Source organism: Massilia sp. TSP1-1-2, assembly GCF_049896185.1.
GTDB lineage: Bacteria > Pseudomonadota > Gammaproteobacteria > Burkholderiales > Burkholderiaceae_D > Telluria_A.
The window spans coordinates 17,512-41,115 of the sequence record NZ_JAFCTU010000032.1 but is presented as its reverse complement, the minus strand read 5'-3'; the positions used below and the strand labels follow the sequence as shown (position 1 = coordinate 41,115).

The following is a 23,604-nucleotide window of genomic DNA, read 5'->3' as shown; positions in this document are numbered from 1 at the left end:
ATTGCCCACTTCGCATGTTTCGACTATCATGGAAATATAGAACATGGAGTAGCCAATGCAAACCAAACCCGTACTCGCCGCCCTGGCCGCCCTCGCACAGGAGTCTCGCCTGGCCGTCTTTCGGCTGCTGGTGCAGGCCGGACCCGCGGGCATGTCTCCCGGCAAAATCAGCGAACAGCTGGCCATCCCACCGTCGTCGCTATCGTTTCACCTCAAGGAACTGACCCACGCCCAGTTGCTCACCCCTTCCCAGGAAGGGCGCTACATCATCTACGCAGCCAATTTCGCCACCATGAACGGCGTGATCGGCTTTTTGACCGAGAATTGCTGCGGCGGCAATCCGTGCCTGCCCGTTTGCAACCCGGCCCTACAGGCAGGAGCATGACGTTCGCGCGCCGCCTGCTGGCCGAAGGCCTGGGCACGGCCCTGTTGCTGGCCATTGTGGTCGGGTCCGGCATCATGGGCGAGCGGCTGGCCGGGGGCAACGCCGCCATCGCACTGCTGGCCAACGCGCTGGCCACCGGCGCCGGGCTGGTCGCGCTGATTTTGATGTTTGGCACCATCTCCGGCGCCCACTTCAACCCGGTCGTGACCTTGTCGGAGGCCTGGCAAGAGAACATGCCGCGCCGGGAAGTGCTGCCCTATATTGCGGTCCAGGTGGCCGGCGCCTTTGCCGGCGTGATGGCCGCACACGCCATGTTCGACCTGGCGCTGTTGTCCGCATCGGCGCACGCGCGCACGGGAGGCGGACAATGGTTCAGTGAGTTCGTCGCCACCTTCGGCCTGCTGGCGGTGATCATCGGCTGCTCGCGCAGCCGCCCGGCGATGACGCCGTTCGCCGTGGCGACCTATATCACCGCGGCCTACTGGTTCACCGCATCCACCTCGTTCGCCAATCCTGCGGTGACGCTGGCGCGCGCGGCCACCAACACTTTTGCCGGCATCCGTGCGGGCGATACCCCGGCCTTCATCGGCGCCCAACTGGCGGGCGCGGCCGCGGCCACGCTGGTCATGGGCTGGCTGCATCCGGCCGCGCCGCGCGACGCCACCGTCGCCGGCACAGTGGCGCCGGGCGACTTTCGCGACGCGCCGCCCCGTACCGGCGCCACGCATACCTGACTGCGGCGCGGCTCATACCTACGCCCCGCCCGGCGCCGGGAAAACAGGCGGGTGGTCAATATTGCTATAATTGCCAGTTGAAGCAAACATAGCGGAAGGATATTGATCGTGAAAAATTTACTGCTGGCTGGATTGTTGGTGCCCGTGTTGGCGCTGGCAAGCGAAGGGATGGACGGCGTCCCGGTGGGTGGCATCGTGCTCAATAACACTGATCGCATCGCGCTCAAGAAACAAGTGATCGGCATCAGCCGCACGCTCGTCAGCGCCGACTATGAACTGCTCAACGAATCGGCCAGCGAACTGGAAGAGACGATTACCTTTCCATTGCCGGAATACCCGGCCCGGCAAGAAGGCAGCACCTATTACGGCGAACCGAGCAACCTGATGATCACCGTCGACGGCAAGCCGGCCAAGTTCAAGACCGTGATGACGGCCAAGTACAAGGACGCGAGCGTCACGGCGCAACTGCGCAAACTGGGCTTGACCGATGCGCAGATCGCCTACAACCCGGCCTTTGGCGTGGAGCTTGCGTTCAATCCGCTCACGCCGAACCAGGAACTCATGTTGGGCAAACAGAACCTGTGGACCAAAAACGCGGCCGGCGTTGCGGGGCCCGCCTGGACAGTGCAGATCAGCTATGTATGGAAGCAAAAATTTGCGCCCAAGTCCACCGTGCGCGTGCACCATGTGTATCGCCCGTTCGTCACCACAGGGGCGGCGACGTGGGATGTGCAAGGCGATTTCACCACCAAATATTGCGCCGACAAGGCTTTCATGGGCGCCTGGAAAAAGGCCAAAGCCAAGGCGGGCAACAATAACGTCGAAGGCAAGCAAGTCCATTACCTGCTCAAGAACGGCAATGCATGGAAAAACGGCATTGAGGACTTTACGCTGAACGTTACCAAGCTCGAAGCGGGTGAGCTGGTCAGTCTGTGCTTCCCGGGCAACGTGCGCAAGCCCGAAGCCAAGACCTTCCAGTTCCACCAAACCAATTTCCGGCCCAAGCAGGATCTGGACGTCTATTTTGGCAATATGGGCGAAGCCAAGATCAAGAACAACAGCGGCGTTATGCCATCCCTGATCCGCTAGGAGCGGGTGAAGCGCTGGCGGAATGCAGGTCTTGCCCTTTTCCGCCCTACGTTTTCCACGGACCGTAGCGCGGAAAAAGCGCAGCGCATTGCGCCACGGATTACGCTGCTTGCTTCTCGTCGCGCAACTCGCGCCGCAAGATCTTGCCGACGTTGGTTTTCGGGAGCTCGTCGCGGAACTCGATGTACTTCGGCTTTTTGTAAGCGGTAAATTGCGCCTTGCAAAATTCCATCAACTGTTCGGCGGTCAGCGACGCATTCCTGCGTACCACAAACAGTTTGATTGCCTCGCCGGAATGGTCATCGGTCACGCCGATGCAGGCGCACTCGAGCACGTCCGGATGGGCGGCGATGACGCCTTCGATTTCGTTCGGATACACATTAAAGCCCGACACCAAAATCATGTCTTTCTTGCGATCGACAATGCGGGTGTAACCGCGCTCGTCCATGATGCCGACGTCGCCCGACTTGAAGAAGCCGTCGGCCGTCATGACCTTGGCCGTTTCGCCGGGATTGTTCCAGTAGCCGGCCATGACTTGCGGCCCGCGAATGGCGATTTCGCCGGGCTGGCCCAGCGCCACGGGTTGGCCGTCGTCGTCCAGGATGGCCACTTCGGTAGAGGGAATCGGCAAGCCGATAGTCCCGGTGTAGGCCAAGGCGTCAGCGGGATTGCTGGTCGCGCCGGGCGAGGTTTCGGACAGGCCGTAGGCTTCCAGGATCGGGCACCCGGTCATCTTGACCCAGCGCTCGGCCACGGCCTTCTGCACCGCCATGCCGCCGCCCAGTGAAATCTTGAGTCCCGAAAAATCGAGCTTGGCAAATTGCGGATTGTTCATCAGGCCGTTGTACACGGTATTCACGGCCGGGAACATGTTGAACTTGTACTTCTGCAGCTCCTCGATGAAGTCCGGGATGTCGCGCGGGTTGGGAATGAGCACGTTCATCGCCCCCCAGCGCGTTCCCATCAGGCTGCACGCCGTGAGCGCGAAAATGTGGTACAGCGGCAGAGCGCAGACGATGGTCATGGCGTCGACCTGGGGCGGCTTGGCCAGCGCAGGCTGGATCCAGGCATCGTTTTGCAGCACGTTGGCGATCACGTTGCGATGGGTCAGCGTCGCCCCTTTCGAGACCCCGGTAGTGCCGCCCGTGTACTGCAGAAAGGCGACGTCAGCGTGAGTGAGGGTGACTGCCGACAAGGGCATGCGCGCGCCTTGCGCGAGCGCCTGCTTGAAGGTGACGGTATTGGGCAGCGAAAACTCCGGCACCATTTTCTTGACGGTGCGCACCACAAAATTGACGAGCATGCCTTTCAGCGTGCCCAGCATGTCGCCCATGCTGGCCACCACGACATGCCTGACGGCGGTTTTCGCGATGACCCGTTCGAGCGTGGTGGCAAAATTTTCCAGCACGATAATCGCTTCCGCCCCCGAATCCTTGAGCTGATGTTCAAGTTCGCGCGGGGTGTACAGGGGATTGACGTTGACGACGGCAAAACCGGCGCGCAAGATGGCGGCCACGGCGACCGGATACTGCAGCACATTGGGCATCATCACGGCCACGCGCGCGCCTTGTTTCATGCCGCGGCTTTGGAGCCAGGCGGCCAGTTTCTTCGATTGCGCATCGAGCTCGCCGTAGGTGAGGTAGGCATCCATGCACACGTAGGCATTACGCGAAGCAAACTTCTGGAACGACTCTTCCAGCAAATGCACCAGTGAGGTGTACTGCGCGGTATCAATTTCCGCAGGAACGCCCTGGGGATAGGACGCCAACCAGATTTTATCCATTGTCTGCCTCTACGCTGTGATGGTGCCGGGATAAACGAACGCTTGCTCTATAGCGAAAGAATATCTTAGCGACAACCCTTATAGTTAGCACGTTTTCAATAGTCCCCAAAAAGCAACAAAAACAGCAAATCTCCCCCAGTGTGGAATGCAGGGAGGATTTAAGGCCGGGTGTGTTCGTAGAGGATCAGGCAGCCGATGCCGATCAGGATCAGGCCGCCGGCCAGCTCGGCGCGCTTGCCGGCGATCAGGCCCAGCACCCGCCCCAGCATGACGCCCATCGTGACCATGATGAAGGTCGATACGCCGATCGCCAGCGCGGTCAGCATGATGTCGGCGCCCATGATGGCCAGCCCGACACCCACCACCATGGCGTCGATGCTGGTGGCAAAACCGGTCAGCGCAAGCAGCCAGAAGCTGTGGCTTTGCGGTTTCTCTTCTTCGGGCGCATCGTCCGACAGCCCGGCCCGGATCATCATGGCGCCAATAGCGCTCAGCAGAACAAACGCAATCCAGTGGTCCCACGCAGCCACATACGGGGCGGCAACGCGTCCCACCAGCCAGCCGACAATCGGCGTGAGTCCTTCGATGACACCAAAGATCAATCCGGTGCGTAAGGCTTCGCGCCATTGCGGCTTGTGCAGGGCCGCGCCTTTGCCGACGGCGGCCGCAAAGGCATCGGTGGACATGGCGAGCGAGAGGGCGGCGGTGGCGGCGAAATTCATGGGGCAGGTACGGGTAATGGAATTGCCCGGGAGAATAGCACCGATTCACCCCCGGCAGCGGCGCGCCCTGACGCCACCGCGCCACAGGGCGCACCTTTTTCCATCATGGGCTGGGCTTGCTGCGTGCCGCATCATCGGTTGCTGTGTCGATGACAATAAAGTAGTAATACTACGTAAACAGTTTGACGAAATTCCATTAACTGAAGTACATTTTGAAATGCCGGCATGCTTCAAACCGGTGCTCTTCGCTTAAGTTCTTAAGTAGTATTAATACGCATTCGCTACCTATGACCCCGATAACGGGGCACCTTTGAGACGCACTACACATTTCCTGTCCTTTGCATTCTGGCCTCGCCAGGCGATTTTTCACGCCTGTGCGGTTGTTCAACGCTGGATCGCCTGGCAGGGGCTATTCAACGTTCGACCATCGAGGACCAAAACATGCATTTCAAGAAGAAACCACTGATTCTGTGGCTTGCCGCAGCGCTGGCAAGCCCGGGCGCATTCGCGGCCACCAGCACGGTCTATTACAAGAGCGCCACGTCGTGGACCAGTTCATACATTCACTACGGCATCAACGGCAGCTGGACAGCCGTTCCCGGGGTGGCGATGGACAGTGCCAGCTGCGCCGGGTGGAAGGTGAAGACTGTCGAGCTGGGCAGCGCGAGCAGTTTTACGGTCGCCTTCAACAATGGCGCCGGCGCCTGGGACAGCAAAAACGGCGCGAACTATGCCATCGCAACGGGTACCTTCCAGGTAAGCGGTGGCGCTGTCACCAGCGGCAACCCATGTCCCGTTGACCTGACCCTCCCCACCGTGCCGACAAATGTGGCGAAAAGCAATGTGACCAGCACTGGCGTGACGCTGACCTGGACTGCGTCGACCGATAACACTGGCGTGGCCGGTTATGAGGTCTATCGCAACGGCGTGCGTGTCGGTATTCCGACGGGCACCATCTTTACCGACAGCACGCTGACCGCAGCGACCGATTATGCGTACACGGTGCGCGCGCGCGACACTTCAGGCAACTTCTCGGCCTACAGCAGCGCTGTCGCCGTCCGCACCGCCAACGGCGGAACCAACACGGCGCTTGTCTACTACTACACCAAGACGCGCGGCTGGCCCGCCGCCTTCATCCACTACCAGATGAATGGCACCTGGACTGCCACCCCCGGCACCGCCATGAGCGAAACGGCATGCACCGGCTGGGCCAAAAAAACCATCGCCCTGGGCAACGCTGCCAGCATCACGGCTGCGTTCAACAACGGCAGTGGCAGCTGGGACAGCAACAATGGCGCCAACTACAGCATCGGCGTGGGAGCCACAACGGTGAAGGATGGCGTGGTATCCGCAGCGGCAAGCGATCCATGCCCGGCGCCCGACACCGAAAAGCCCACGGTGCCGCAAAGCGCGGCGGCCACGGCGCAAGGCACGGCCGTCACGCTGAAGTGGACCGCGTCGACCGACAACGTGGCCGTCAGCGGCTACGAGATCACCCGCAGCGGCGTCGCGGGCACGGTGGTTTTGGTGAGCAGCACCAACGTGCTGACCGATTCGGGCCTGCTGCCGCGCACCGCCTACACTTACACCATCAAGGCGCGCGATGCAGCGGGCAACGTATCGGCGGCCAGCGCTGCGGCATCGGTCACGACGGGCGATGCCGTGGTGGTCGCGCCGGGCACGCCACTTGGCACCGACATGCGCGAAGAGTCGATTTATTTTGTGATGACGGCGCGTTTCTTCGACGGCGACAGCAGCAACAACCGGGGCGGCAGCCAGCACGTCAATTCGGGCAATGTGGCCCACGACGACCCCATGTTTCGCGGCGACTTCAAGGGCCTGATCGACAAGCTCGACTACGTCAAGGCGCTCGGTTTTTCCGCCATCTGGATCACGCCGGTCACGCTGAACCGCTCGGACTACGATTATCACGGCTACCATACGTACGACTTTTATCAGGTCGATGCCCGGCTCGAATCGCCCGGCGCCAGCTACCAGGATCTGATTAACGCGGCCCATGCCAAGGGGATCAAGATCATACAGGACATCGTGATCAACCACAGCTCGCGCTGGGGCGCCAAGGGCTTGTTTACCCCCAAGGTGTTTGGCATCCGCGACACCAAATGGTCGAGCTTTTACGACCTGCCCAATCCAGATTTCACCTATAACGGCCTGGCGATCGAACCGACCTCCGGCAAAAGTTATTACAACGGCGACCTGTGGTCCACGCCGGAGCCGGCCGGAAATACGTGCCGCTCCTGGGGCGTGCCGACAGCCACCGGCTACAACTGCCAGTGGCCGAGCGCGACCTCGGGCATGTTCCCGACCAAGTACTACCATGCGTGCTGGATCGGCAATTGGGAAGGCGAAGATTCGCGCAGTTGCTGGCTGCACGAGGACCTGGCGGACTTCAACACCGAAAACGCGGAAGTGCAGCAGTACCTGCTGGGCGCCTATCAGCGCTTCATCGACATGGGTGTGGACGGCTTCAGAATCGATACCGCGGTGCACGTGCCACGGGTGACCTGGAACCGCCGTTTCCTGCCGCAATTACAGGCGCGGGCACAGGCGCGCTTTGGCGAAAAAGGCAAAAACTTCTACATGGCAGGTGAAGTGGGTGCCTTCGTCAATGACAAGTGGAACCGCGGTTCGGTGAACCATTCGGCGCAGTTCTTCACCTGGAAGGAACGCAAGGACTATGTTGCCGACGATGTGCAGGCCGCGCTGGACCAGTTCAACTATGAGAACAACCTGGGCACCGCTGGCCAGCCGACATCGACCAATGCAATTTTGTCCGGCAACTCCTACCATGCGCCTGACCGCAGCAAATTCTCAGGCATGAACATCATCGACATGCGCATGCACATGAACTTTGGCGACGCCAACAACGCCTTCTGGAACGGCAAGGACTCGGACGACAGCGTCAACGACGCCACCTACAATATGGTGTACGTGGACTCGCATGACTTTGGGCCGAACAAATCCTCGACGGCCTACGCAGGCGGCACTGCGGCGTGGGCGGAGAACATGAGCCTGATGTGGACGTTCCGCGGTATCCCGACCTTGTACCAGGGTTCGGAAATCGAGTTCCAGGCCGGCAAGCAGATCGATTGCGGCCCAACCTGCGCTCTGGAGACCACACGGCGCGCCTACTTCGGCAAGCATATCGAGGGTAGCGTCACGGCCAGCGACTTTGGGGTTGCAGCGTCAGCTTCCGGCGCCGTGGCGACAACCTTGAGCACTCCGCTGGTGCAGCACGTACAGCGCCTGAACCAGATTCGCCGGAAAATTCCTGCGTTGCAGAAGGGCCAGTACTCGACGGAAGACGTTTCGGGGAACATGGCCTACAAACGGCGCTATACGCTCGGCGCGGTGGACAGCTTTGTACTCGTGTCGGTCAGCGGCGGTGCGACGTTCAATGCCATCCCTAACGGCACCTACAAGGATGCGGTCACCGGCGATGTGAAGGTCGTCACTGGCGGCAGCTTGACCACGTCCGTGTCCGGCCAGGGTAACGCGCGCATCTATGTGCTGGACTTGCCGGGCAACCCGGCGCCCGGTAAGATTGGCGTCAACGGTCCCTTCCTCAAGTAAGGCCGGCGGCGGGAGTGCTGTGGACCATGACAGCACTTCCGCCCGCAGACCTGTTGCTTAAACCTACGCTTGCGAACGGAGCCAAGCGTGAAACAGGCGCATAATCGCCTGACAGATACAGCAATTCGGAAGGTTCATCATGAACATCCCCCTGGTTTCCTCCGCGCCAATGGGCGCTGCCGCCCTCATCACTCCTATTACCGCAACGCAAGTGTCAGCCGCCGGGCAAACGCAGGCCGCCGCCGCGCTCGTGGCGCAGACAACGGTCGACCTGTCGCCGCTGGGGCGTTTCCTGTCGGCGGTAACGCTGTTCCAGAAGCGCTTGCTCGAACTGCAGGCCAACCCGGCTGCCGGCGAAGCGCAAGCAGCCTCGGAAGAGTCGATCGCCGCGCTCGCCAGCTCTGCCGTCGCGCTATCCGCAAGCGCCAACGATCTGCAGGCCAGCCTGATCACGGGAACTTCCGACGACCCATCGCTGGCCACGCTGTTCAGCCAGCAATTTAACGCGCAGGGCGCCGACGACAGTGCCGACCTTGCCGCCATCGGGCTGACCTTGACATCCGATCCGGGGCAGGCCGCGGTGTTGAAAGTGGACACTGCCGTGCTGCAGTCCGCGCTCGGTACCGACCCCGCCGGCGCCACGGCCCTGCTCGAACGTACCGCTGCCGCGTTCGGCGTGCTGACCAGGGTTGCCGCCGAGGCAGGCGTGGACCCCACGGTGCTGTTGGCGGACGACAGTGCCGTTGCGGGCCTGCCGACGCCGGCCGCCAATCAGGATGCTCAGGCACTGCCGGAATTTGCCGCCCCCATTCCTGCACAAGGCACCGACGACGCATTTCTGCAAGAATTATTAGCTGAAACACCCAAGCCTGTGCTGGCGCTGTCACAGGCGCCGCCGCCGGCGGTGGCCGAAGCCAACGCCAGTTTTGCAGCCGAGCGTGCCGCGGACAACGCAGTGTCGACGTTGCCACCGACTTTGCCACCGACTTTGCCACCGACTTTGCCATCAACTGCACCCGCCATTGCCTCCTATGCGGCGGCGGTAGCATCGGCAGTGGACGATGCTGCACAGACCAACGCCGGCGCCCCGCGCCCCGTCGCCGAAGCAGACAAACCCACGCTGCCGCTACAGGCAAGCGCGCAGACGGCGCGCATGCTCGACGAACAGGCCGTGGAGAACAACGCGGCGCAACGCGGCGCGAACAACCTGATCGCCGATAGTATCGAAGCCGAACGCGACGCCAACGAACGCATTACCAACGCCATCGCGGCGGGACGTGCCACGCAAGCGGGGGCCGCGCAGACCAGGGAGAGCGCAGAGGCGGCCGCCATGCGCGCTACCGACAATGCGCTCGAGCAACGTCGCCTGGACGAGGAGGGCGCGCAAACCCGGCTTGGCCAAGCCCTGGAAGGGCGCCGGTTTGCCAAAGCACCGGAACTTGCCGAACCGGCCGAACTCGGGGCGCCGCTGCGCGATCGCCTTGTTGCCGCAGTTGTCCAGCCCGTGCCGGCGACCATGCGGAGCGACGCCGTTGCGGCGCCGCTGGCGCAGCCGCTGCCTGTCAACAATGCGCAGCAACTGGCGCGCGATCCGGCCATTGCCGCCGCCATCGCAGCCTACAACCTGAACGCCGGTCCGTTCGCCTCGCTCAACGCCAGGCCTGAAATAGCGGCGCAGCGACCCAAGATCGTCCCCGCCGTTGATAGCGTGACAGCCGTCGCCGCGATCGAGACCGACGCGGCCACGAGCGACTCGGCGCGCCCGTTCAGGTAGGCCGGGCGTAGCTGACGGTGAGCATTTCCCACTGGTGCCCGTCCGGCTCGTTCCAGTAGACGCCCTTGCCGCCGAACTGGGTGTCAACCTCATGGTCGACGGGGCCCGCCACCTTGCTGCGGTAGGCAATGCCGGCTGCTTGCAGGCGCGCCAAAATGGCGTCGAATTCCTGCGGCGGCACCCGGAAGCAGAAGTGCTCAACCGGGAACGGCTGGTCGGTATCGACGAAGTCGAGCGTCAGGCCGTCGTTCAGGTACACCGCCATGAACGGGCCGAAGCGAGCCTCGCCCCACGCCACGCCGAGCAGCCCGGCCAGTTGCCCGGCGGACGCTGCCTTGTCGCGTGACGATACGATAAAGTGATCGAGTTCTATCACGAGCGTCTCCTTTTCTTCTTTGACCATCGACGCGGCCGCAAGATCCCCGCTTCAGAGGCCGTCGCGAAAAGTGGCAACGGTGCGGCAGCACCACATCGCCCCGCGTTTGAGGGTCTAGTTAAACGCGTTGAGATCAGTCGGCCTCACAAAACCGGCGCAGTTTGCGAACTCGAAAACAAGAACAACATCGTCTTCGCAAACGCGGGGACGATGTAACGCTGTTGCGATGCGATGCTCAGCGCTTCATCAACGCAATGATCTCGTCGAGCTTGCGTTCGATACCGCGCATCGCTTCAAGCTGCGCGTTCGCCGCCGCCGTCTCCTGCGCGCCGCCGCGCTGCTGCTGTTTGAGCGCATCGCGCGCGGCCAGGATCCGGTTGCGAAACTCGTGGGCGTCGACGATGCCTGTCAAGTGCATGTCGCTGGCCTGGCCGGCGCTGCTGCCCGCCGTTTCAAACTTGAGCGTGCTCAGGTGAAAGTAACGCAGGATGGGGCCTTCGACGAACGTCACATCCTGGATATTTTCAAGCGGAATGGTCTTCTCGACCTGGACCAGGATACCCTTGCGGTAGCGCAGCGTCCGGTCGCTGAGGTGACATTCGAGCTTGTCGTAATAATGCCGCGCCCACCACCTGCCCACGCCCAGAAACCAGATCAGCGCGAACGGTATGCCGATCACGGTCATGCACATCACAAAGCCAATCTGCACCACTAGAAATGGCTTGATCAGCGGGTTGATTGTTGCGTGAAAGGTGTCGTCGGGCGTGGTCATCGGCTCACTCGGTATGTGGAAGGCAAGCATAGTGTAGCCAAATGCCACGCCACGTCAAAACTCCGCCCGGCTTAATGCAACGTTGGTCTTCATGCAAAAGCGCGCTAAACTGGAATCTTCCCCAAGGAGACACCATGAAAACTTACTTGAGCGCACTTGCCCTATTGTCCGTGGCCACCTTGCTGCCGCCGCCAGCGCTGGCCCAGGATTTCAAACCCGGCCTGTATCAGGTCAGCAGCAAAGTCAGCGGCAACAACCAGATCGGCGACATGTTGAAGCAGCAAAAGGAAGTGATGGCCAAGATGACGCCGGAACAACGCCAGCAGATGGCGGACCTGCCCAGCATGATGGAAAAAATGATGGACGGCATGTCGCCCGCGCAGCGCGACAACATGAAGGCGGCAATGGGCAAGCAGGCCGGGGCCATGGAGGCGATGCAAAGCATGCAGATGACCACTAATGCCGACGGCTCGACGTCGATGAAAATGTGCCTTACCCAGGACATGATCAACCAGCAAAAACAAACCGGCAACTTTAGCGGACAGCAGGGCGCCTGCACGCACAGCAATGGCAAGATGAGCGGCGGGGTGATGAAAATTAGCTACACCTGCACCCAGCCGCCGTCCAAAGGCGAGGGCGAGCTGCGCATGACCGGGCCCAATTCCTACACCACCCGCATGCGGATGGTCTCCACTGATCCGGCCAACAAGCAGACGATGGCAGTAGAGGCCAGCTCGGTATGGCTGGGCGCCAGTTGCGGCAGCGTCAAACCGATGGACGCCAGGGCCTTCAAGCAGTAAGCGCGGACCGGCGGTAAATGGGCGCCCATTTAACCTTCGACTTTTCGCCAAAAAATCCCTATTCTGCTCACGAATGCACCGTTGCGCGAGCGTAAGGTGGCGAAATTCGCCAAAAGGCGAATTAATTGCTAATGTATCAAACTGTAATACTGACAACGCCTTGAACCGGGAGACAGAGTGGACAATTTAGGTAGCAACGCACAAACCGAAGCGGCTGAACAAAAGCGCGTGTGGACCGTACGCATCATTGCAGCGCTTTGCTGCATCGGCGTGCTGGCGGTCTTGGCGCCTGTCATTTGGGGCGCCGTCAACGGCGGCCTGGGGTTGCTGGCGCTGGGAGCGATCGGCGCCGTCGGCGTGGGTCTGTTCCAGGCGCTGCCGTTGATGGGGCAAAAGCTGGAAAACCGCTTGCTGGCCGCACGCAAGGCGGAGGCGCGTGCCAATCCGATCGAGCAGCTGCAAAACTTTTTGATGCAAAAGCGCCAGCGCGTGGCGTCCTTCAAGGAAGCCGTGGTACGCATTGGCGCCCAGATCAAGAGCATGTCCGACATGATCGAAGATCGCAAGCGCCAAAAGCCGGGCTACGATGCCACCAAGCAGGAAAATGCGGTGCGCGCGATGAAAGAAGCGCACCAGATCCTGGTCGGCAAATACAAGAATGCCGAGCTGGCCCTCGAGCAGTTAAGCGACGTTATTGAAGATAAAAAGTTCGAATGGAAATTCGGGCAGGCCGGGCAAGCTGCGATCCAGAACCTGAACGCCACCAGCGGCCAGGAATTGCTGGACCAAATGCTGGCCGACGAAGCTTTCGACAGCGTGCGCGACAACTTCAACCAGGTCTTCTCCGAACTGGAAATGGAAGCGTCGAAATTGAGCAATTCGAAAGAATTGTCGTTCGACGACGGCATGACGATCGACCTGACGTCGATCAACCTGGCAGCTGCCGATAAAGTAGGGAGATAAGCGATGTTTTGGACAGTCATTCGCTGGGGCGGCTCGGCACTCATTATTGTGCTGGTGCTCGCCGCAGCATTCTTATCGAGCCAGTCCTCCAAGGGCGGCGCCATCGACGGCGCGCGGCCGGCCGTCGAGCAGGGTGAAGCAGCGCCGGTCGAAGCGGCACCTGCCGACTCGGCGCCGCCGCAAAACAAGAATTTTAATCTTTAAAATCAGACAATGAGGACAACAATGAACAACAAACTGCTGCTCGCCCTGGTGTTTGGCATGAGCGTCACGGCGGCCCAGGCCGCCAAGGTCGACGGCGCACCTGCAGCTGCCTGCGATGGCCTGAAAGTGGCGACCGGGCCGGCGGGCAAGGGGTACTCGAAACTGTTTTCGGACATGACGCGCGTATCGAAAAATGCGCTGTCGCTGTGCGAAGTGAACACCGAAGGCGGCCTGGACAACCTGACGACGCTGTCGATCAAAAAAGCCGACGTTGGCATTGTCTCGCTGGACGCACTCAAGAAGATGGCCGAAGGCGACCAGAACATCAAGAACCTGCTGGTGGTCGCGGCCTTGAACAGCAATTACTTGCACATCGTCACCTCGGCCAACGGCTATACGTTTGAAGGCCCGAAGAAATACGGCGTGCTCAAGGGCGAGTCTAAATCCGTTCGTATCAGCAAGATGTCGGAGCTGCGCAATGCGCCGGTGGCGCTGGTCGGTTCGGCTCAGTTGCTGGTGCGCCAGCTCGACAAGTCGCTCGGCTACAACATGCGCTACATCGACGTTGACAGCGACGACGCCGCGTTCAAGAAAGTCATCAAGGGCGAAGCGTATGCCGCCTTTACCGTGGCCGGCTGGCCGCACGGGCAGATCACGCGCCTGGCGCAAAACAGCGGCCTGACGCTGGCCGGCTTCGACGTTCCTGCTCCAAGTACCTACAATGTGCGCCCGTTCAGCTACAAGAATATCGGCGTGTACAACGTGCAGGCGCTGTCGGTGCAAAACGTGCTGGTCACGCGGCCTTTCAGCGGCAGCAAGACGGCCGACGTGGCTGCGCTCAAGCAAATGTTGCAGCGCGAATTGCCGGAACTGAAGGATGGCGACTACGAGCCGGGCTGGAACGAAATCAAGTCGCTGGACGCCAAGGTTGACTGGGCCAGCTTTACGGGTGGCGCCGCGCCGGCGGCGGCAGTCGACGATGCGCCGGCCGCACCGGTGCCAAAGAAGAAGAAGTAACAAGCATAAGTGACAAGCAGAAGTAACAAGCAGAGGTAAATGCAAGGTCCCCAACACCGGGACTTGATATTACACTGCGGGAAAGCGAAGCGCCTTCCACCATGAGCCGACGAGGGCGCAGGGTGGAAGGCGCTTTGCTTTTCCGCCTAACATTTTATTCAGGCTTGAGTTTTTTCTTTGCCGCCAGGGCGCGGCTTTCTTTTTTGAGCCCGTGCGATACCGGGCACACCGCCTGCAGGAAAGCGGCCAGCGTATTGGCCAGGTTATCTCCCTGCAGCCGGTAAAACACAAACTGTCCCCGTTTGTCGCTCGCGATCAGCCCGGCTGACTCCAGGATCTTCAAATGCTTCGACAGCGATGGCTTGGTCATGTCGAAGCGGGCAGCGATGTCGCCGGCTGACAGTTCCGTCTCGGACAGGTAAGCGAGAATCTTACGGCGCGGCGTGGATGCAAGGGCGGCAAAAATTTGATCCATGGCAGCGTTTCAAAGTGGGGTCTTCCTTCATCATACACCACACTGTCTTGTTTAGTTAATTAGCTATTTAGCTAAATAGCGTGTATATTCATCTGCATGGATACCTCACCCACCACCGTCTACTACAACAGCGCCTGTCCGGTGTGCGACGCCGGCATCTGCTTCCAGAAAAAACAAATGCACGGCTGCGCGGTGGAGTTCGTCGACGTTCACACGCACCCGGAAATGGCCGATCAACTGGGCATTGACCTGGAACTGCTGCGCGAGCGCCTGCATGTGCTTGATGCCGCCGGCCACATGCAGGTGGGCGATCGCGCCTTTACCACCCTCTGGGCACAAACCCGCAGCCAGCGCTGGCTGGCCCGTCTGGCGCCGCCTTTCTACTGGCTGACCGGGCCGCTGTACCGCGTGCTCGCCCGCCTTCTGTACCGCTGGAATCGCCACCGCGCCAACTGGTAATTTTTTATTCGACTTTCTGGGAAAAACAGCATGGATACCAACGCCACCAGCATCGCACCACTCAATGCCGACCCGGCCGAACTGGCACGCTTCAACAGCCTGGCCGCACGGTGGTGGGACGAACATTCCGAGTTCAAGCCGATGCACCGCATCAATCCACACCGGCTGGCATGGATCGATCGTCTTAGCAGCCTGGCCGGCAAGGCGGTGCTCGACGTGGGCTGCGGCGGCGGCATTCTGGCCGAGGCCATGGCCCATCGCGGTGCGCGCGTGACCGGCATCGACCTGGCGGAAAAGCCGCTGCAGATCGCGCAGTCGCACGCGCTGGGACAAGCCATCGATGTCGGCTACCGCAAGAGCAGCGCCGAAGACTGGGCCGCTGCCCATGCGGCGCACTACGACGTCATCACTTGCATGGAAATGCTCGAACACGTGCCCGACCCGCAAGCGGTGATCGCCGCCTGCGCCGCCATGGTCAAGCCGGGCGGCTGGGTGTTCTTTTCCACGATCAACCGCAATGCGCTAAGCTACCTGGCGGCCATCGTGGGTGTGGAATACGTGCTGCGCATTCTGCCGCGCGGGACCCACCAATACCGCCGTTTCATCAAGCCGCGCGAACTGCTGGCCATGGCATCCGGCGCCGGCCTGACACTGAAGGACCGGCGCGGGCTCGGCTACAATCCGCTGACCCAGCGCTTTCGCCTGCACGGTTTTGAAGGCATCGGCTATCTCCTGGCGATGCAAAAAGGGTGATATGGTGACCCAGGACGAGTCAGCGGCACGAGGAACCAGCATGAGCAAGGAATTTGACCTGATCGTCTTTGGCGCGACGGGTTTTACGGGCCGCCTCGTGGCCGAGTATCTGGCCACACACTACGGCGCCGGCAGCGACATCAAGTGGGCAATGGCGGGCCGCAGCAGAGCCAAGCTGGAGCAGGTGCGCGCGCTGGTCAAGGCACCCGGGCACACCGCCCTGATCACCGCCGACGCCATCGACGGCGCGGCCTTGGCCGCCCTGGTGGCGCGCGCCAAGGTGGTCATCACCACGGTCGGCCCCTACCAGCTGCACGGGGAGGCGCTGGTCATGGCGTGCGCACAGGCCGGCACCGATTACGTGGACCTGTGCGGCGAGCCCGGCTGGATGGCGCAGATGATCCCCCGGCTCGACGCCCCGGCCAAGGCCAGCGGGGCGCGCATTGTCTTTTCGTGCGGCTTCGATTCGATTCCCTTTGACCTGGGCCTGGTCTACCTGCAGGACCAGGCCCAGCAACGTTTCGGCGAGCCGCTGACGCAAGTGCGCGGCCGCGTGCGCGTGATCAAGGGCGGCATTTCAGGCGGCACGCTGGCCAGCGGCCTGGCCACCATTGAACGCATGGGCCGCGACCCGGCACTGGCGCGAACCATGGCCGACCCGTTCGCGCTCACGCCCGGCTTTACCGGGGCGCCCCAGCCCGAGGGCGACTCGGCTGCCTATGACGACTGGGCCCAGGCCTGGACCGGGCCGTTCATGATGGCCACCATCAACACCAAGAACGTCCACCGCACCAATGCACTGCTGGGCCACCCGTGGGGCAAAGATTTTACTTACGACGAGCGCATGCTGACCGGCGACGGCGTGCGCGGTGAACGGCGCGCAAAAAACATGGCTCACCTGGCGCGCTTGCAGCATGCCTTGCTCGGCTTTGGCCCGGCGCGAGCGCTGCTGAGCCGCTTTGCCTTGCCCAAGCCGGGTGAAGGCCCGGACCAGAAGGCGCGCGAAAACGGGCGTTACGACCTGCAATTTACGGGCGAGTCGCGAAGCGGCAACCGCTTGTGCGTCAGCGTGCGGGGCGACCGCGATCCTGGCTACGGCTCGACCGCCAAAATGCTTGCCGAAAGCGCCCTGTGCCTGGTGGGTGACCCGCAACGCAGGCTGGCTGGCGGCGGCGTCTGGACCGCCGGCAGTGCGATGGGGCTAACGCTGGTGCAGCGCCTGGTCCAGTATGCGGGGCTGCGCTTTTCGATCGAACAATAGCTGCTTAAGTGCCGAGAAGCCGGCGGAGAAGCCGGCGGAGATGCCGGTGCACACCGCTCTGGCGAGACTGCCTGCGACCGTCTTTTTTCGGCATTGCTCAAACCGCGGGGACGCCTTGGCCCTGGTGTTCGCAGCTGAGCTGGCCGGGTTCGATTTCGCGCACCATCAGCACTGTGTCGTAAAACACGCCGTCGACCAGCATGGCGCGCGGCTCGCGGCCATACTCCCGGAAACCGAACGACTCATACAGCCGGAGCGCTGGTGCATTGCCGGCGGTGACATCAAGCGTCACCTGGCGCACGTCATCCATTGCCGCAGCGGCGGCCAGCGCGTGGTCGACCAGTTGCCTGGCCGCGCCCTTGCCCCGCTGTGCCGGCGCCACGACCATCGCGCGCAGGTAAGCCTTGTGGCGCAACTTGGGAGAATTGTCGCGCCCGACGGCAATGATGCCGATCAGCTCCACGCCTTCAAATGCGCCAAAGAGCGTGCCTGCTGCGAGCTTGCTTTCGATTGCCGCGAGCGGCGTTGCGCACTCGGCCGCGTAGGTGGAACCGAAGGCTGACGGACTGTCGTGCAGGCCTGCCAGGCGCAGCGCCTGGAATGGCGCGGCATCGGTTGCAACTAGACGGCGGATGAGCATGCGTGCAATCAGAAAAAGTGAACGTGGATATTACCAACAGAGAGCATACTGGAAGCGCTGGCCCAATGCAGCAAAGAGCGTCGGCCAGGCAAGCGCCTCCACGCGTTCGAGCTCCACTTCTTCGGCCCAGCGATAGGCCCGCAAGCCTTGCCTGATGCGTTCATCTTGCGACGCAAAATTTTCAAATTGCATGTGGAAGGCATGTTTAAAATAGGCGAAATTGACGCGTGGACGCAGCGCCAGGGAAGCAACGGCAGGCCAGTCCAGCGCGTGAAAGGCTTCGGTGACGGCACGCGCGACGATCGTTTCCTGTTCCCACGCAATAAAGGCGGTGAACAGCTTTTCGCGCTGCGCTTGCGTGAATGCTACATCGAACTGGTTCGCCAAATGGCATTCGCACAGGATGTCGGCGAAGTCATTGCCGATCACGCCCCGGATAAAAGGGGTGCCGCCGTAACGCTTCGTGTAGTGATACAGCGCGTATGCTTCGGCGCATACGCGTCGATTGATGTCGCGAAATGTATCGGCAAAGGCGGCCAGCGAGCGCAGCTTGGCGCGGCGCGTGGATGGCTCCAACAAATAGGCGAGCGACAACAGCCAGCCCCCCAGCGCACCTTTCCTGAAAAAGCCTGACGCCCACAAGGTGCCATGTGCGGCAATCAGCGGGAACACATTGCGCTTGCCGGAATCCTGGTACAGGTCTTGGTAAAGGCGCACCCGCTGGTGCAAGTCGCCTGGTGCCCCGGCAAGAAGCTTGCCTTGGGTCCTGAAATACGCATATGCTTCGAATGTCATCGCTGCCTCTGGATGGTGAACTGGTCACCTTTCCATACGCAAGCGCCATGCCAGGCGCCGTCGTCAGCCAACTCCTTGATTTGGCAGGGATTGCAGCCTCAGGCGCGGCGCGCGCTGTAAGGGCGCTGTACAGCCAATCCACGGCAGCTGTACAGCACGCTTACAAGATCAGCGGATCATTCAGAACTTGGCAGCCACGCTCATGCCGATACTGCGCGGCGCCAGGCGGTAGCCCTGCACAATCGACGCCACCTGCGGATGCTGGATCACGGTGTCGGTATCGAAGGCATTCTTGATGAACACGCTCAGCTGGTAGCGGTCGAGCGACACGCCGGCGCTGAAGTCGGCGGTGTGGTACGCCGGACGGTTGTGGTCGGTCTGTTCCGGGTCGAGCGAACCCTTGCTTGAACCTATCCATTGCATGCCGCCCATGACGAAGGCGCTCTTGTCGCCAAAGACGGAAAAGTTGTATTGCGCGCTGATGGCGCCGTTGTAGTTGGGCACGCCCTGGATGCGCGCGCCTTCGACCGCACCGACGATGCCGTTTTCGACGCCTTTGTTGTTCGACAGTTCGGCCTTGACGTAGCCGCCCGTTGCGCTCAGCGTCAAGCCGGCCATTGGCTTGGCCTTGAATTCGAATTCCACACCCTTGCTGGTCGCTTCCCCGGCGTTGGCATTGTAGGTGTAGGCGCAGGTTGGCAGGTAGACGCCTTGCTGAATGTTCTTCCACTTGACGTAGAACGCCGCAGCGTTGAACGTCACGCGGTTATTCATGAAGCGCGATTTGCTGCCGGCCTCGTAACTCCACAGGCTGTCCGGCGCGTACGTCGGCGGGCCGTTTTCAAGGCCGTTCGCTTCCAGATCCGGGCCGCAGGTGGTTGGCGGCACAAAGACATTCGAGCCGCCCAGGCGGAAGCCCTTGGCGACACTGGTATAGATCGTGTTGGTCGGGTTCAGTTCCCACGTCATCGCGAACTTGGGCGTAAAGGCCTTGGACGACAGGCTTGTCGTGCTGTTGTTGCCGGCGCCTGCCAGGTACAGGGCATTTTTCTGGTCGAGCGTGGTGTGGCCCTTCAGGTAGCGCGCGCCCACGGTCGCATGCAAGGCTGGCGAAAAGTAGTAATTCGCTTCGCCAAAAATCGAGGATTGCTTTTCCCGGTAGTGAAAGTTGCCCGCATACGAATTGTCGCCCGGGAAAGCGCCGACGAAGGAGCCGGGCAAAATGCTCGGATCTTCCGCGTTAAAACCGAACTGGGCAAACGTGGCCTTGACGCCGAAAATCGGATCGTTCTCGACAATGTTGGTGTGCTGCGTGGAGAAGTACAGGCCGCCCAGCCAGGTCCACGGGGACACTGCCGCATCGTAAGGCTTGGAGGCGAGGCGCAGTTCCTGCGACACCTGGCGCACGTGGTTGTTCAGGTAGACGGCCGACGGCAGGCCGGCAATGGCGTCGATCAGCGCTGGCGGGGCGTTGCCGCCGTCGTCCGTCGAAGTCAGGAAAGTCGACAGCGAGTAACTATTGTAGGCCGAACCGTTCTGGGTGCGGTCGAAGGTACGCTCGAAATAGTTGGTGGACGAGGTCAGGTCGGCGCTGCCCAGGTCCCAGTTGACGGTCACGCTCGGGCTGAGCAGCGTATCCTTGGACGGTTCGCGCACCTGCTTTTGCGCCTGGTAGTTCGGCAGTTCCAGGTTGAAGGCGGCAATATCGCGCGCATCCACGCGCTGCAGATACAGCGATGGCGTGATGGTCAGCGCGCGCGTCAGCCTCCACTTCAGCGCGGCGCGGAATTCCTGGTCGTAGATCTTGTTGATATTTTCGGCCAGCACCGCCCCGGCGCCATCGACCTGCTTGATGAAGCCGCCCGCGCGCTGGGCTTGCACGCCGATGCGCAGCGCCATGTCTTCGTTCAGGGGAAAGTTGCCGACCACATTGGTCGAGTAAGCGGTGCTGCCGCCCTTGAGCTTGGAAAACTCGGCATAGGTATTGAACTCGCGCGTTTTCAAGTCCGGCTCGTTGGGGACGAACTTGATGGTGCCGCCCATGGAGCTGGCGCCATACAGCGTCGCTTGCGGTCCGCGCAGCACTTCGACACGGTCGATGTCGAAAAACTTCGGCTCGACATTGCCCATCGTGTACACGTTGCCGACCGTGATGGAAACGTCGCCCAGATACACGCCCACCGTGGCCGCACCGGCGGCCGAACTGATGCCGCGAATTTCAATGTTGGAAGTGCCCGGGCCGGCGCCGCCATTGCCGCTGGCGGCGGTAAACGAGATATTCGGGACGATCCGAGTCAGGTCGGTGACGTCGATGACGTGCTGCGCCTGCAACTGTTCGCCACTGACGGCCGAGATGCTCATTGCCACCTTGGCCGGGTCTTCCTGGCGCTTTTGCGCGGTAACCCGCACCACTTCAATCTGGTCCGAGCGGGCCGCCGGCTTGGCGGCGGGGGCGCTGTCGGCGCTCGCCTGCGCGAAGGTCGCGGTGGAAAAAACCGCCGTAGCCGCTGCAATGGAATAGGTGAATGCTGCGGTTGAGCGAAGTTTCATGCGTGTTTTTTCCTTGATCTGGTGCTCGGTTTTGGGTGGGGACGGGTCGCGGCCAGTGTGAAAACGCCGCGTCGCTGTGCGGTAACTATTTTATCATCTTGTTTTTTTGGTAAAGTAAAAAACTTGCCATCCTGGGCCAAGTTGCAGGCGCCCGACCCGCATTCGATAAAAAGCGTTGTACTTTGTCATCAATAGGGCCGATGCTTGCGCGCGATGCCTTGGCGCCGAGGTGATCCATAATGCCCCTTGCGAGGCCAGCAGCAAAACAATCGACAAGGATTTGACCATGCCGTTCCTGATTCTGACCCGCGCCGGCTTTGACGACATCGTCGCGCGCGTAGCGCCGGCCGGCGCCGTATTCCATCTCAATCCCGGGGTAGCAACGGAAGAGGAAATGGCGCGCCTGCGCGACGCCGGCACGGCGGTCCACATGCTGGCGCCGGCGGCCGATCCACGCAAGGCGCAGGAAGTGGACTATGCGCTGCAGATGGCGCTCGCTGCAGGCGAGACGGTGTGGGTGGAGCGCGGCCCGGCAAAGGAGGCGCCGGCCACACCGGTCAAGGAGCGCGCCAGCGCGGCCGAGGCGCGCGAACACCAGGCGCTGCATCAACGGCTGGCGCGCACGGCCGGCGTGTTCGCCAAGTCGGCGCTGCGCACCTTGCGCAAGGGCGGCGCCGGCGGGCATTTGATGGTCGTGCCCTACCTGGGTTTTGGCAATGCGGGCAAGCTGTGGATCAAGGGCCGCGTGCTCGACGAGCCGATCTTCAAGGTGCAAGCCAGCGCCGACAGCCGCTGGAGCAACCTGTTGGCGCTGTACCAGCGGCTGGAGTCCGACCAAGTGGCAGGCGAGCGGGTGCGCGCGCATTTCCAGGGACAAAGCCTGGAAACCGTCACGGACCAGGGCGGGTATTTTGCTTTCGAAATCACCCCGGCCGGGCCGGTGGGCGACGGCTGGCAGACGGTGGCGCTGGAGTTGCCCGACAGCCTGGCGGACGATGGCCAGCCAGTGCGGGTGCATGCCGACGTGATGGTGCCGCCGCGCACGGCGCGCTTTGGCATCATCAGCGACATCGACGACACGGTGCTGTGGACCAATGTCACCAACAAGCTGAACATGGCCTTGATGCTGGCGCGCTCTAATTCGCACACGCGCAAACCCTTCAAGGGTGTAGCTGCCTTTTACCGGGCGCTCACGCAAGGCGCCGGCGGGAATGAGGACAATCCCGTGTTTTACGTCTCGAGCAGCCCGTGGCATCTGTTCGGGCCGCTGGTGGAATTTTTGCGCCTGCAAGGCATTCCCGTCGGCCCGCTGCTGCTGCGCGAGCTGGGCATGCGCGAAGTATTCAAGCTGACCAGCCACGGCAACCACAAGCTGGGCAAGATCGAACTCATTCTTAGTTTCTATCCGGACATGCAGTTCGTGCTGATTGGCGACAGCGGCGAGCAAGACCCGGAAATTTACGCGGAAGTGGTGCGCCGTCATCCGAAATCGGTACGCGTGATTTACATTCGCAACGTCAATCCGGACCCGGCCCGCATCGAGGCGCTCGACCGCTTGATCGAGGAAGTGAGCGCGACCGGCACCCAGCTCATTTTGGCGCCGGACAGCGTGTTTGCCGCCGCGCACGCCGCGGCCGAGGGCTTGATTCATATCGACCGGCTGGCCTCGGTAAGGTCCGACAAGCGCGAAGATGACACCAGCTTGCCGGCCGTGTGATCGTACAGTCAAATCACGTCACGTCAAGGCACGCAGCTTGCGAGCATGGCTGAGCACTTCGGCAGCGGGGAGCGGGCCGCCGTGGCCCATGTAAAAGTGCTCGGCCCCGGCGTCGAGCAGTTGCTGCAGGGCCGCTGCGGTGGCGGCGGGATCGTCTTTGAACGGCGGGCGTTTGGCGTGGCCGGTTCGCACCAGGCCGCCAAGAAAGATACCGGACGCGATCAGGTCGCCGACCATGGCCGCCTTGCTCGCCAGCCGGATCGAGATCGAGCCTGCCGTATGGCCTGGCGTGGGCAGCACCACGCCGTCGATGCCGAACGGGGCCAGGCCGCGCTGCTCGTCGCCGGTCAGCAATATGTCGGGAACAAATGGCGCGTAGGGCTGCAGAATCAAGCCCGTCTTGAGGAACAGGCGGCCGAACCAGCCGGTGGCGCAAAACGTCATGGCGTCTTGTTGCGTGTAATGGCCCAGGTCGGCGGCGTGGGCAAGGATGGGCGCGCCAGACAGTGCCCGCAGGCGCGCAGCGTTGCCGGCATGGTCCACGTGCGCATGGGTGATGACGATCAGCTTGATGGCGCCAAACGCCAGGCCATGGCGCGCGAGCACCTTGCCGATGCGCGCCTCGGTGCCGGGCAAGCCGGTATCGACCAGGATGCAGCCGTGCGGTGCGATGATCAGGTGGCAATTGATCATGCCGAACGGTAGGATGGGAACGCGGACAATCTGAAGCGAGGGCGGCAC

At 61.8% G+C, this 23,604-nt stretch carries 23 protein-coding genes; 13 read left to right on the top strand and 10 right to left on the bottom strand.

All coding sequences use genetic code 11. The features are described from left to right. The first annotated feature begins 55 nt into the window (after positions 1–55). The 3 genes from ACP7BV_RS21865 to ACP7BV_RS21855 all read left to right on the top strand — a co-directional run bounded on the left by ACP7BV_RS21865 (position 56) and on the right by ACP7BV_RS21855 (position 2,208). A complete protein-coding gene (locus ACP7BV_RS21865) occupies positions 56–385 on the top strand; it encodes an ArsR/SmtB family transcription factor (RefSeq protein ID WP_426106798.1) in 330 nt (109 codons plus the stop codon). Beyond that, positions 382–1,119: an aquaporin gene (locus tag ACP7BV_RS21860; protein ID WP_426106797.1), complete on the top strand. Its 738-nt coding sequence runs from the start codon at positions 382–384 to the stop codon at positions 1,117–1,119. Before ACP7BV_RS21865 ends, ACP7BV_RS21860 begins: the two co-directional genes overlap by 4 nt. Positions 1,120–1,227: 108 nt before the next feature. Continuing rightward, positions 1,228–2,208, top strand: a complete 981-nt coding sequence (locus tag ACP7BV_RS21855) for a DUF4424 family protein (RefSeq protein ID WP_426106796.1) — start codon at positions 1,228–1,230, stop codon at positions 2,206–2,208. A 100-nt stretch (positions 2,209–2,308) separates the two neighbouring features. Here the strand turns inward: ACP7BV_RS21855 and ACP7BV_RS21850 are convergent, their stop codons facing one another. Further along, positions 2,309–3,991 (bottom strand): long-chain-fatty-acid--CoA ligase, encoded by a 1,683-nt coding sequence (locus tag ACP7BV_RS21850; RefSeq protein ID WP_426106795.1) that lies wholly within the window; start codon positions 3,989–3,991, stop codon positions 2,309–2,311. 158 nt (positions 3,992–4,149) lie between these two features. Continuing rightward, positions 4,150–4,713, bottom strand: coding sequence for a manganese efflux pump MntP (mntP, locus tag ACP7BV_RS21845; protein WP_426106794.1), 564 nt, complete (start codon positions 4,711–4,713; stop codon positions 4,150–4,152). A 441-nt stretch (positions 4,714–5,154) separates the two neighbouring features. On the opposite strand from mntP, the gene ACP7BV_RS21840 reads away from it, so the two are divergent. Next, entirely contained in the window at positions 5,155–8,307 is a 3,153-nt protein-coding gene (locus tag ACP7BV_RS21840; protein WP_426106793.1) for a carbohydrate binding domain-containing protein, read from the top strand. Between the two features lie 139 nt (positions 8,308–8,446). Continuing rightward, entirely contained in the window at positions 8,447–10,081 is a 1,635-nt protein-coding gene (locus ACP7BV_RS21835; RefSeq protein ID WP_426106791.1) for a hypothetical protein, read from the top strand. Here ACP7BV_RS21835 and ACP7BV_RS21830 read toward each other — a convergent pair. Further along, positions 10,074–10,457, bottom strand: coding sequence for a VOC family protein (locus ACP7BV_RS21830; RefSeq protein WP_426106790.1), 384 nt, complete (start codon positions 10,455–10,457; stop codon positions 10,074–10,076). The genes ACP7BV_RS21835 and ACP7BV_RS21830 overlap by 8 nt on opposite strands. A 235-nt stretch (positions 10,458–10,692) precedes the next feature. Then, positions 10,693–11,229, bottom strand: a complete 537-nt coding sequence (locus ACP7BV_RS21825; protein ID WP_426106788.1) for a PH domain-containing protein — start codon at positions 11,227–11,229, stop codon at positions 10,693–10,695. 134 nt (positions 11,230–11,363) lie between these two features. Between ACP7BV_RS21825 and ACP7BV_RS21820 the strand changes: the two genes are divergently transcribed. The 4 genes from ACP7BV_RS21820 to ACP7BV_RS21805 all read left to right on the top strand — a co-directional run bounded on the left by ACP7BV_RS21820 (position 11,364) and on the right by ACP7BV_RS21805 (position 14,213). Further along, entirely contained in the window at positions 11,364–12,029 is a 666-nt protein-coding gene (locus ACP7BV_RS21820) for a DUF3617 domain-containing protein (protein ID WP_426106787.1), read from the top strand. Positions 12,030–12,206: 177 nt separating this feature from the next. After that, a complete protein-coding gene (locus ACP7BV_RS21815) occupies positions 12,207–12,992 on the top strand; it encodes a hypothetical protein (protein ID WP_426106785.1) in 786 nt (261 codons plus the stop codon). A gap of 3 nt (positions 12,993–12,995) precedes the next feature. Beyond that, a complete protein-coding gene (locus tag ACP7BV_RS21810) occupies positions 12,996–13,196 on the top strand; it encodes a hypothetical protein (RefSeq protein WP_426106784.1) in 201 nt (66 codons plus the stop codon). 21 nt (positions 13,197–13,217) lie between these two features. Beyond that, complete coding sequence (locus tag ACP7BV_RS21805) at positions 13,218–14,213, top strand: TAXI family TRAP transporter solute-binding subunit (RefSeq protein WP_426106782.1); 996 nt, start codon at positions 13,218–13,220, stop codon at positions 14,211–14,213. Between the two features lie 154 nt (positions 14,214–14,367). Here ACP7BV_RS21805 and ACP7BV_RS21800 read toward each other — a convergent pair whose 3' ends face one another. Beyond that, positions 14,368–14,688 carry a metalloregulator ArsR/SmtB family transcription factor gene (locus tag ACP7BV_RS21800; protein ID WP_426106780.1) on the bottom strand — a complete coding sequence of 107 codons (321 nt, stop codon included), beginning with the start codon at positions 14,686–14,688 and terminating at the stop codon, positions 14,368–14,370. A 96-nt stretch (positions 14,689–14,784) separates the two neighbouring features. Here ACP7BV_RS21800 and ACP7BV_RS21795 point away from each other — a divergent pair, with 96 nt between their 5' ends. The 3 genes from ACP7BV_RS21795 to ACP7BV_RS21785 are packed head-to-tail and all read left to right on the top strand — an operon-like array spanning position 14,785 to position 17,161. Then, positions 14,785–15,147, top strand: a complete 363-nt coding sequence (locus ACP7BV_RS21795) for a thiol-disulfide oxidoreductase DCC family protein (RefSeq protein ID WP_426106778.1) — start codon at positions 14,785–14,787, stop codon at positions 15,145–15,147. 30 nt (positions 15,148–15,177) lie between these two features. After that, positions 15,178–15,900: a bifunctional 2-polyprenyl-6-hydroxyphenol methylase/3-demethylubiquinol 3-O-methyltransferase UbiG gene (ubiG, locus tag ACP7BV_RS21790; RefSeq protein ID WP_426106776.1), complete on the top strand. Its 723-nt coding sequence runs from the start codon at positions 15,178–15,180 to the stop codon at positions 15,898–15,900. A 40-nt stretch (positions 15,901–15,940) separates the two neighbouring features. Beyond that, complete coding sequence (locus ACP7BV_RS21785) at positions 15,941–17,161, top strand: saccharopine dehydrogenase family protein (RefSeq protein WP_426106774.1); 1,221 nt, start codon at positions 15,941–15,943, stop codon at positions 17,159–17,161. A gap of 97 nt (positions 17,162–17,258) precedes the next feature. On the opposite strand, the gene ACP7BV_RS21780 is transcribed toward ACP7BV_RS21785, so the two are convergent. The 4 genes from ACP7BV_RS21780 to ACP7BV_RS21765 form a co-directional block, all read right to left on the bottom strand. After that, positions 17,259–17,801 carry a GNAT family N-acetyltransferase gene (locus tag ACP7BV_RS21780; RefSeq protein ID WP_426106772.1) on the bottom strand — a complete coding sequence of 181 codons (543 nt, stop codon included), beginning with the start codon at positions 17,799–17,801 and terminating at the stop codon, positions 17,259–17,261. Positions 17,802–17,831: 30 nt separating this feature from the next. Then, on the bottom strand, positions 17,832–18,596 hold the full coding sequence (locus ACP7BV_RS21775; protein ID WP_426106771.1) for a hypothetical protein: 765 nt from the start codon (positions 18,594–18,596) through the stop codon (positions 17,832–17,834). A 180-nt stretch (positions 18,597–18,776) separates the two neighbouring features. Then, positions 18,777–21,146: a TonB-dependent receptor gene (locus ACP7BV_RS21770; RefSeq protein ID WP_426106770.1), complete on the bottom strand. Its 2,370-nt coding sequence runs from the start codon at positions 21,144–21,146 to the stop codon at positions 18,777–18,779. A gap of 93 nt (positions 21,147–21,239) precedes the next feature. Next, positions 21,240–21,434, bottom strand: coding sequence for a hypothetical protein (locus tag ACP7BV_RS21765; protein ID WP_426106768.1), 195 nt, complete (start codon positions 21,432–21,434; stop codon positions 21,240–21,242). Between ACP7BV_RS21765 and ACP7BV_RS21760 the strand changes: the two genes are divergently transcribed. Further along, the gene (locus ACP7BV_RS21760; protein WP_426106767.1) at positions 21,433–22,863 is read left to right on the top strand and encodes an App1 family protein; all 1,431 of its coding nucleotides are present in this window, start codon (positions 21,433–21,435) and stop codon (positions 22,861–22,863) included. The genes ACP7BV_RS21765 and ACP7BV_RS21760 overlap by 2 nt on opposite strands. An 18-nt stretch (positions 22,864–22,881) precedes the next feature. On the opposite strand, the gene ACP7BV_RS21755 is transcribed toward ACP7BV_RS21760, so the two are convergent. Continuing rightward, positions 22,882–23,604: an MBL fold metallo-hydrolase gene (locus ACP7BV_RS21755; protein WP_426106765.1), complete on the bottom strand. Its 723-nt coding sequence runs from the start codon at positions 23,602–23,604 to the stop codon at positions 22,882–22,884.

Coding starts and splice junctions, on each gene's coding strand:
- ACP7BV_RS21865 (WP_426106798.1), top strand. CDS start 56: ATGCAAACCAAACCCGTACTCGCCGCCCTGGCCGCCCTCGCACAGGAG.
- ACP7BV_RS21860 (WP_426106797.1), top strand. CDS start 382: ATGACGTTCGCGCGCCGCCTGCTGGCCGAAGGCCTGGGCACGGCCCTG.
- ACP7BV_RS21850 (WP_426106795.1), bottom strand. CDS start 3,991: ATGGATAAAATCTGGTTGGCGTCCTATCCCCAGGGCGTTCCTGCGGAA.
- mntP (WP_426106794.1), bottom strand. CDS start 4,713: ATGAATTTCGCCGCCACCGCCGCCCTCTCGCTCGCCATGTCCACCGAT.
- ACP7BV_RS21840 (WP_426106793.1), top strand. CDS start 5,155: ATGCATTTCAAGAAGAAACCACTGATTCTGTGGCTTGCCGCAGCGCTG.
- ACP7BV_RS21835 (WP_426106791.1), top strand. CDS start 8,447: ATGAACATCCCCCTGGTTTCCTCCGCGCCAATGGGCGCTGCCGCCCTC.
- ACP7BV_RS21825 (WP_426106788.1), bottom strand. CDS start 11,229: ATGACCACGCCCGACGACACCTTTCACGCAACAATCAACCCGCTGATC.
- ACP7BV_RS21820 (WP_426106787.1), top strand. CDS start 11,364: ATGAAAACTTACTTGAGCGCACTTGCCCTATTGTCCGTGGCCACCTTG.
- ACP7BV_RS21810 (WP_426106784.1), top strand. CDS start 12,996: ATGTTTTGGACAGTCATTCGCTGGGGCGGCTCGGCACTCATTATTGTG.
- ACP7BV_RS21805 (WP_426106782.1), top strand. CDS start 13,218: ATGAACAACAAACTGCTGCTCGCCCTGGTGTTTGGCATGAGCGTCACG.
- ACP7BV_RS21800 (WP_426106780.1), bottom strand. CDS start 14,688: ATGGATCAAATTTTTGCCGCCCTTGCATCCACGCCGCGCCGTAAGATT.
- ACP7BV_RS21795 (WP_426106778.1), top strand. CDS start 14,785: ATGGATACCTCACCCACCACCGTCTACTACAACAGCGCCTGTCCGGTG.
- ubiG (WP_426106776.1), top strand. CDS start 15,178: ATGGATACCAACGCCACCAGCATCGCACCACTCAATGCCGACCCGGCC.
- ACP7BV_RS21785 (WP_426106774.1), top strand. CDS start 15,941: ATGAGCAAGGAATTTGACCTGATCGTCTTTGGCGCGACGGGTTTTACG.
- ACP7BV_RS21780 (WP_426106772.1), bottom strand. CDS start 17,801: ATGCTCATCCGCCGTCTAGTTGCAACCGATGCCGCGCCATTCCAGGCG.
- ACP7BV_RS21775 (WP_426106771.1), bottom strand. CDS start 18,596: ATGACATTCGAAGCATATGCGTATTTCAGGACCCAAGGCAAGCTTCTT.
- ACP7BV_RS21770 (WP_426106770.1), bottom strand. CDS start 21,146: ATGAAACTTCGCTCAACCGCAGCATTCACCTATTCCATTGCAGCGGCT.
- ACP7BV_RS21760 (WP_426106767.1), top strand. CDS start 21,433: ATGCCGTTCCTGATTCTGACCCGCGCCGGCTTTGACGACATCGTCGCG.
- ACP7BV_RS21765 (WP_426106768.1), bottom strand. CDS start 21,434: ATGGTCAAATCCTTGTCGATTGTTTTGCTGCTGGCCTCGCAAGGGGCA.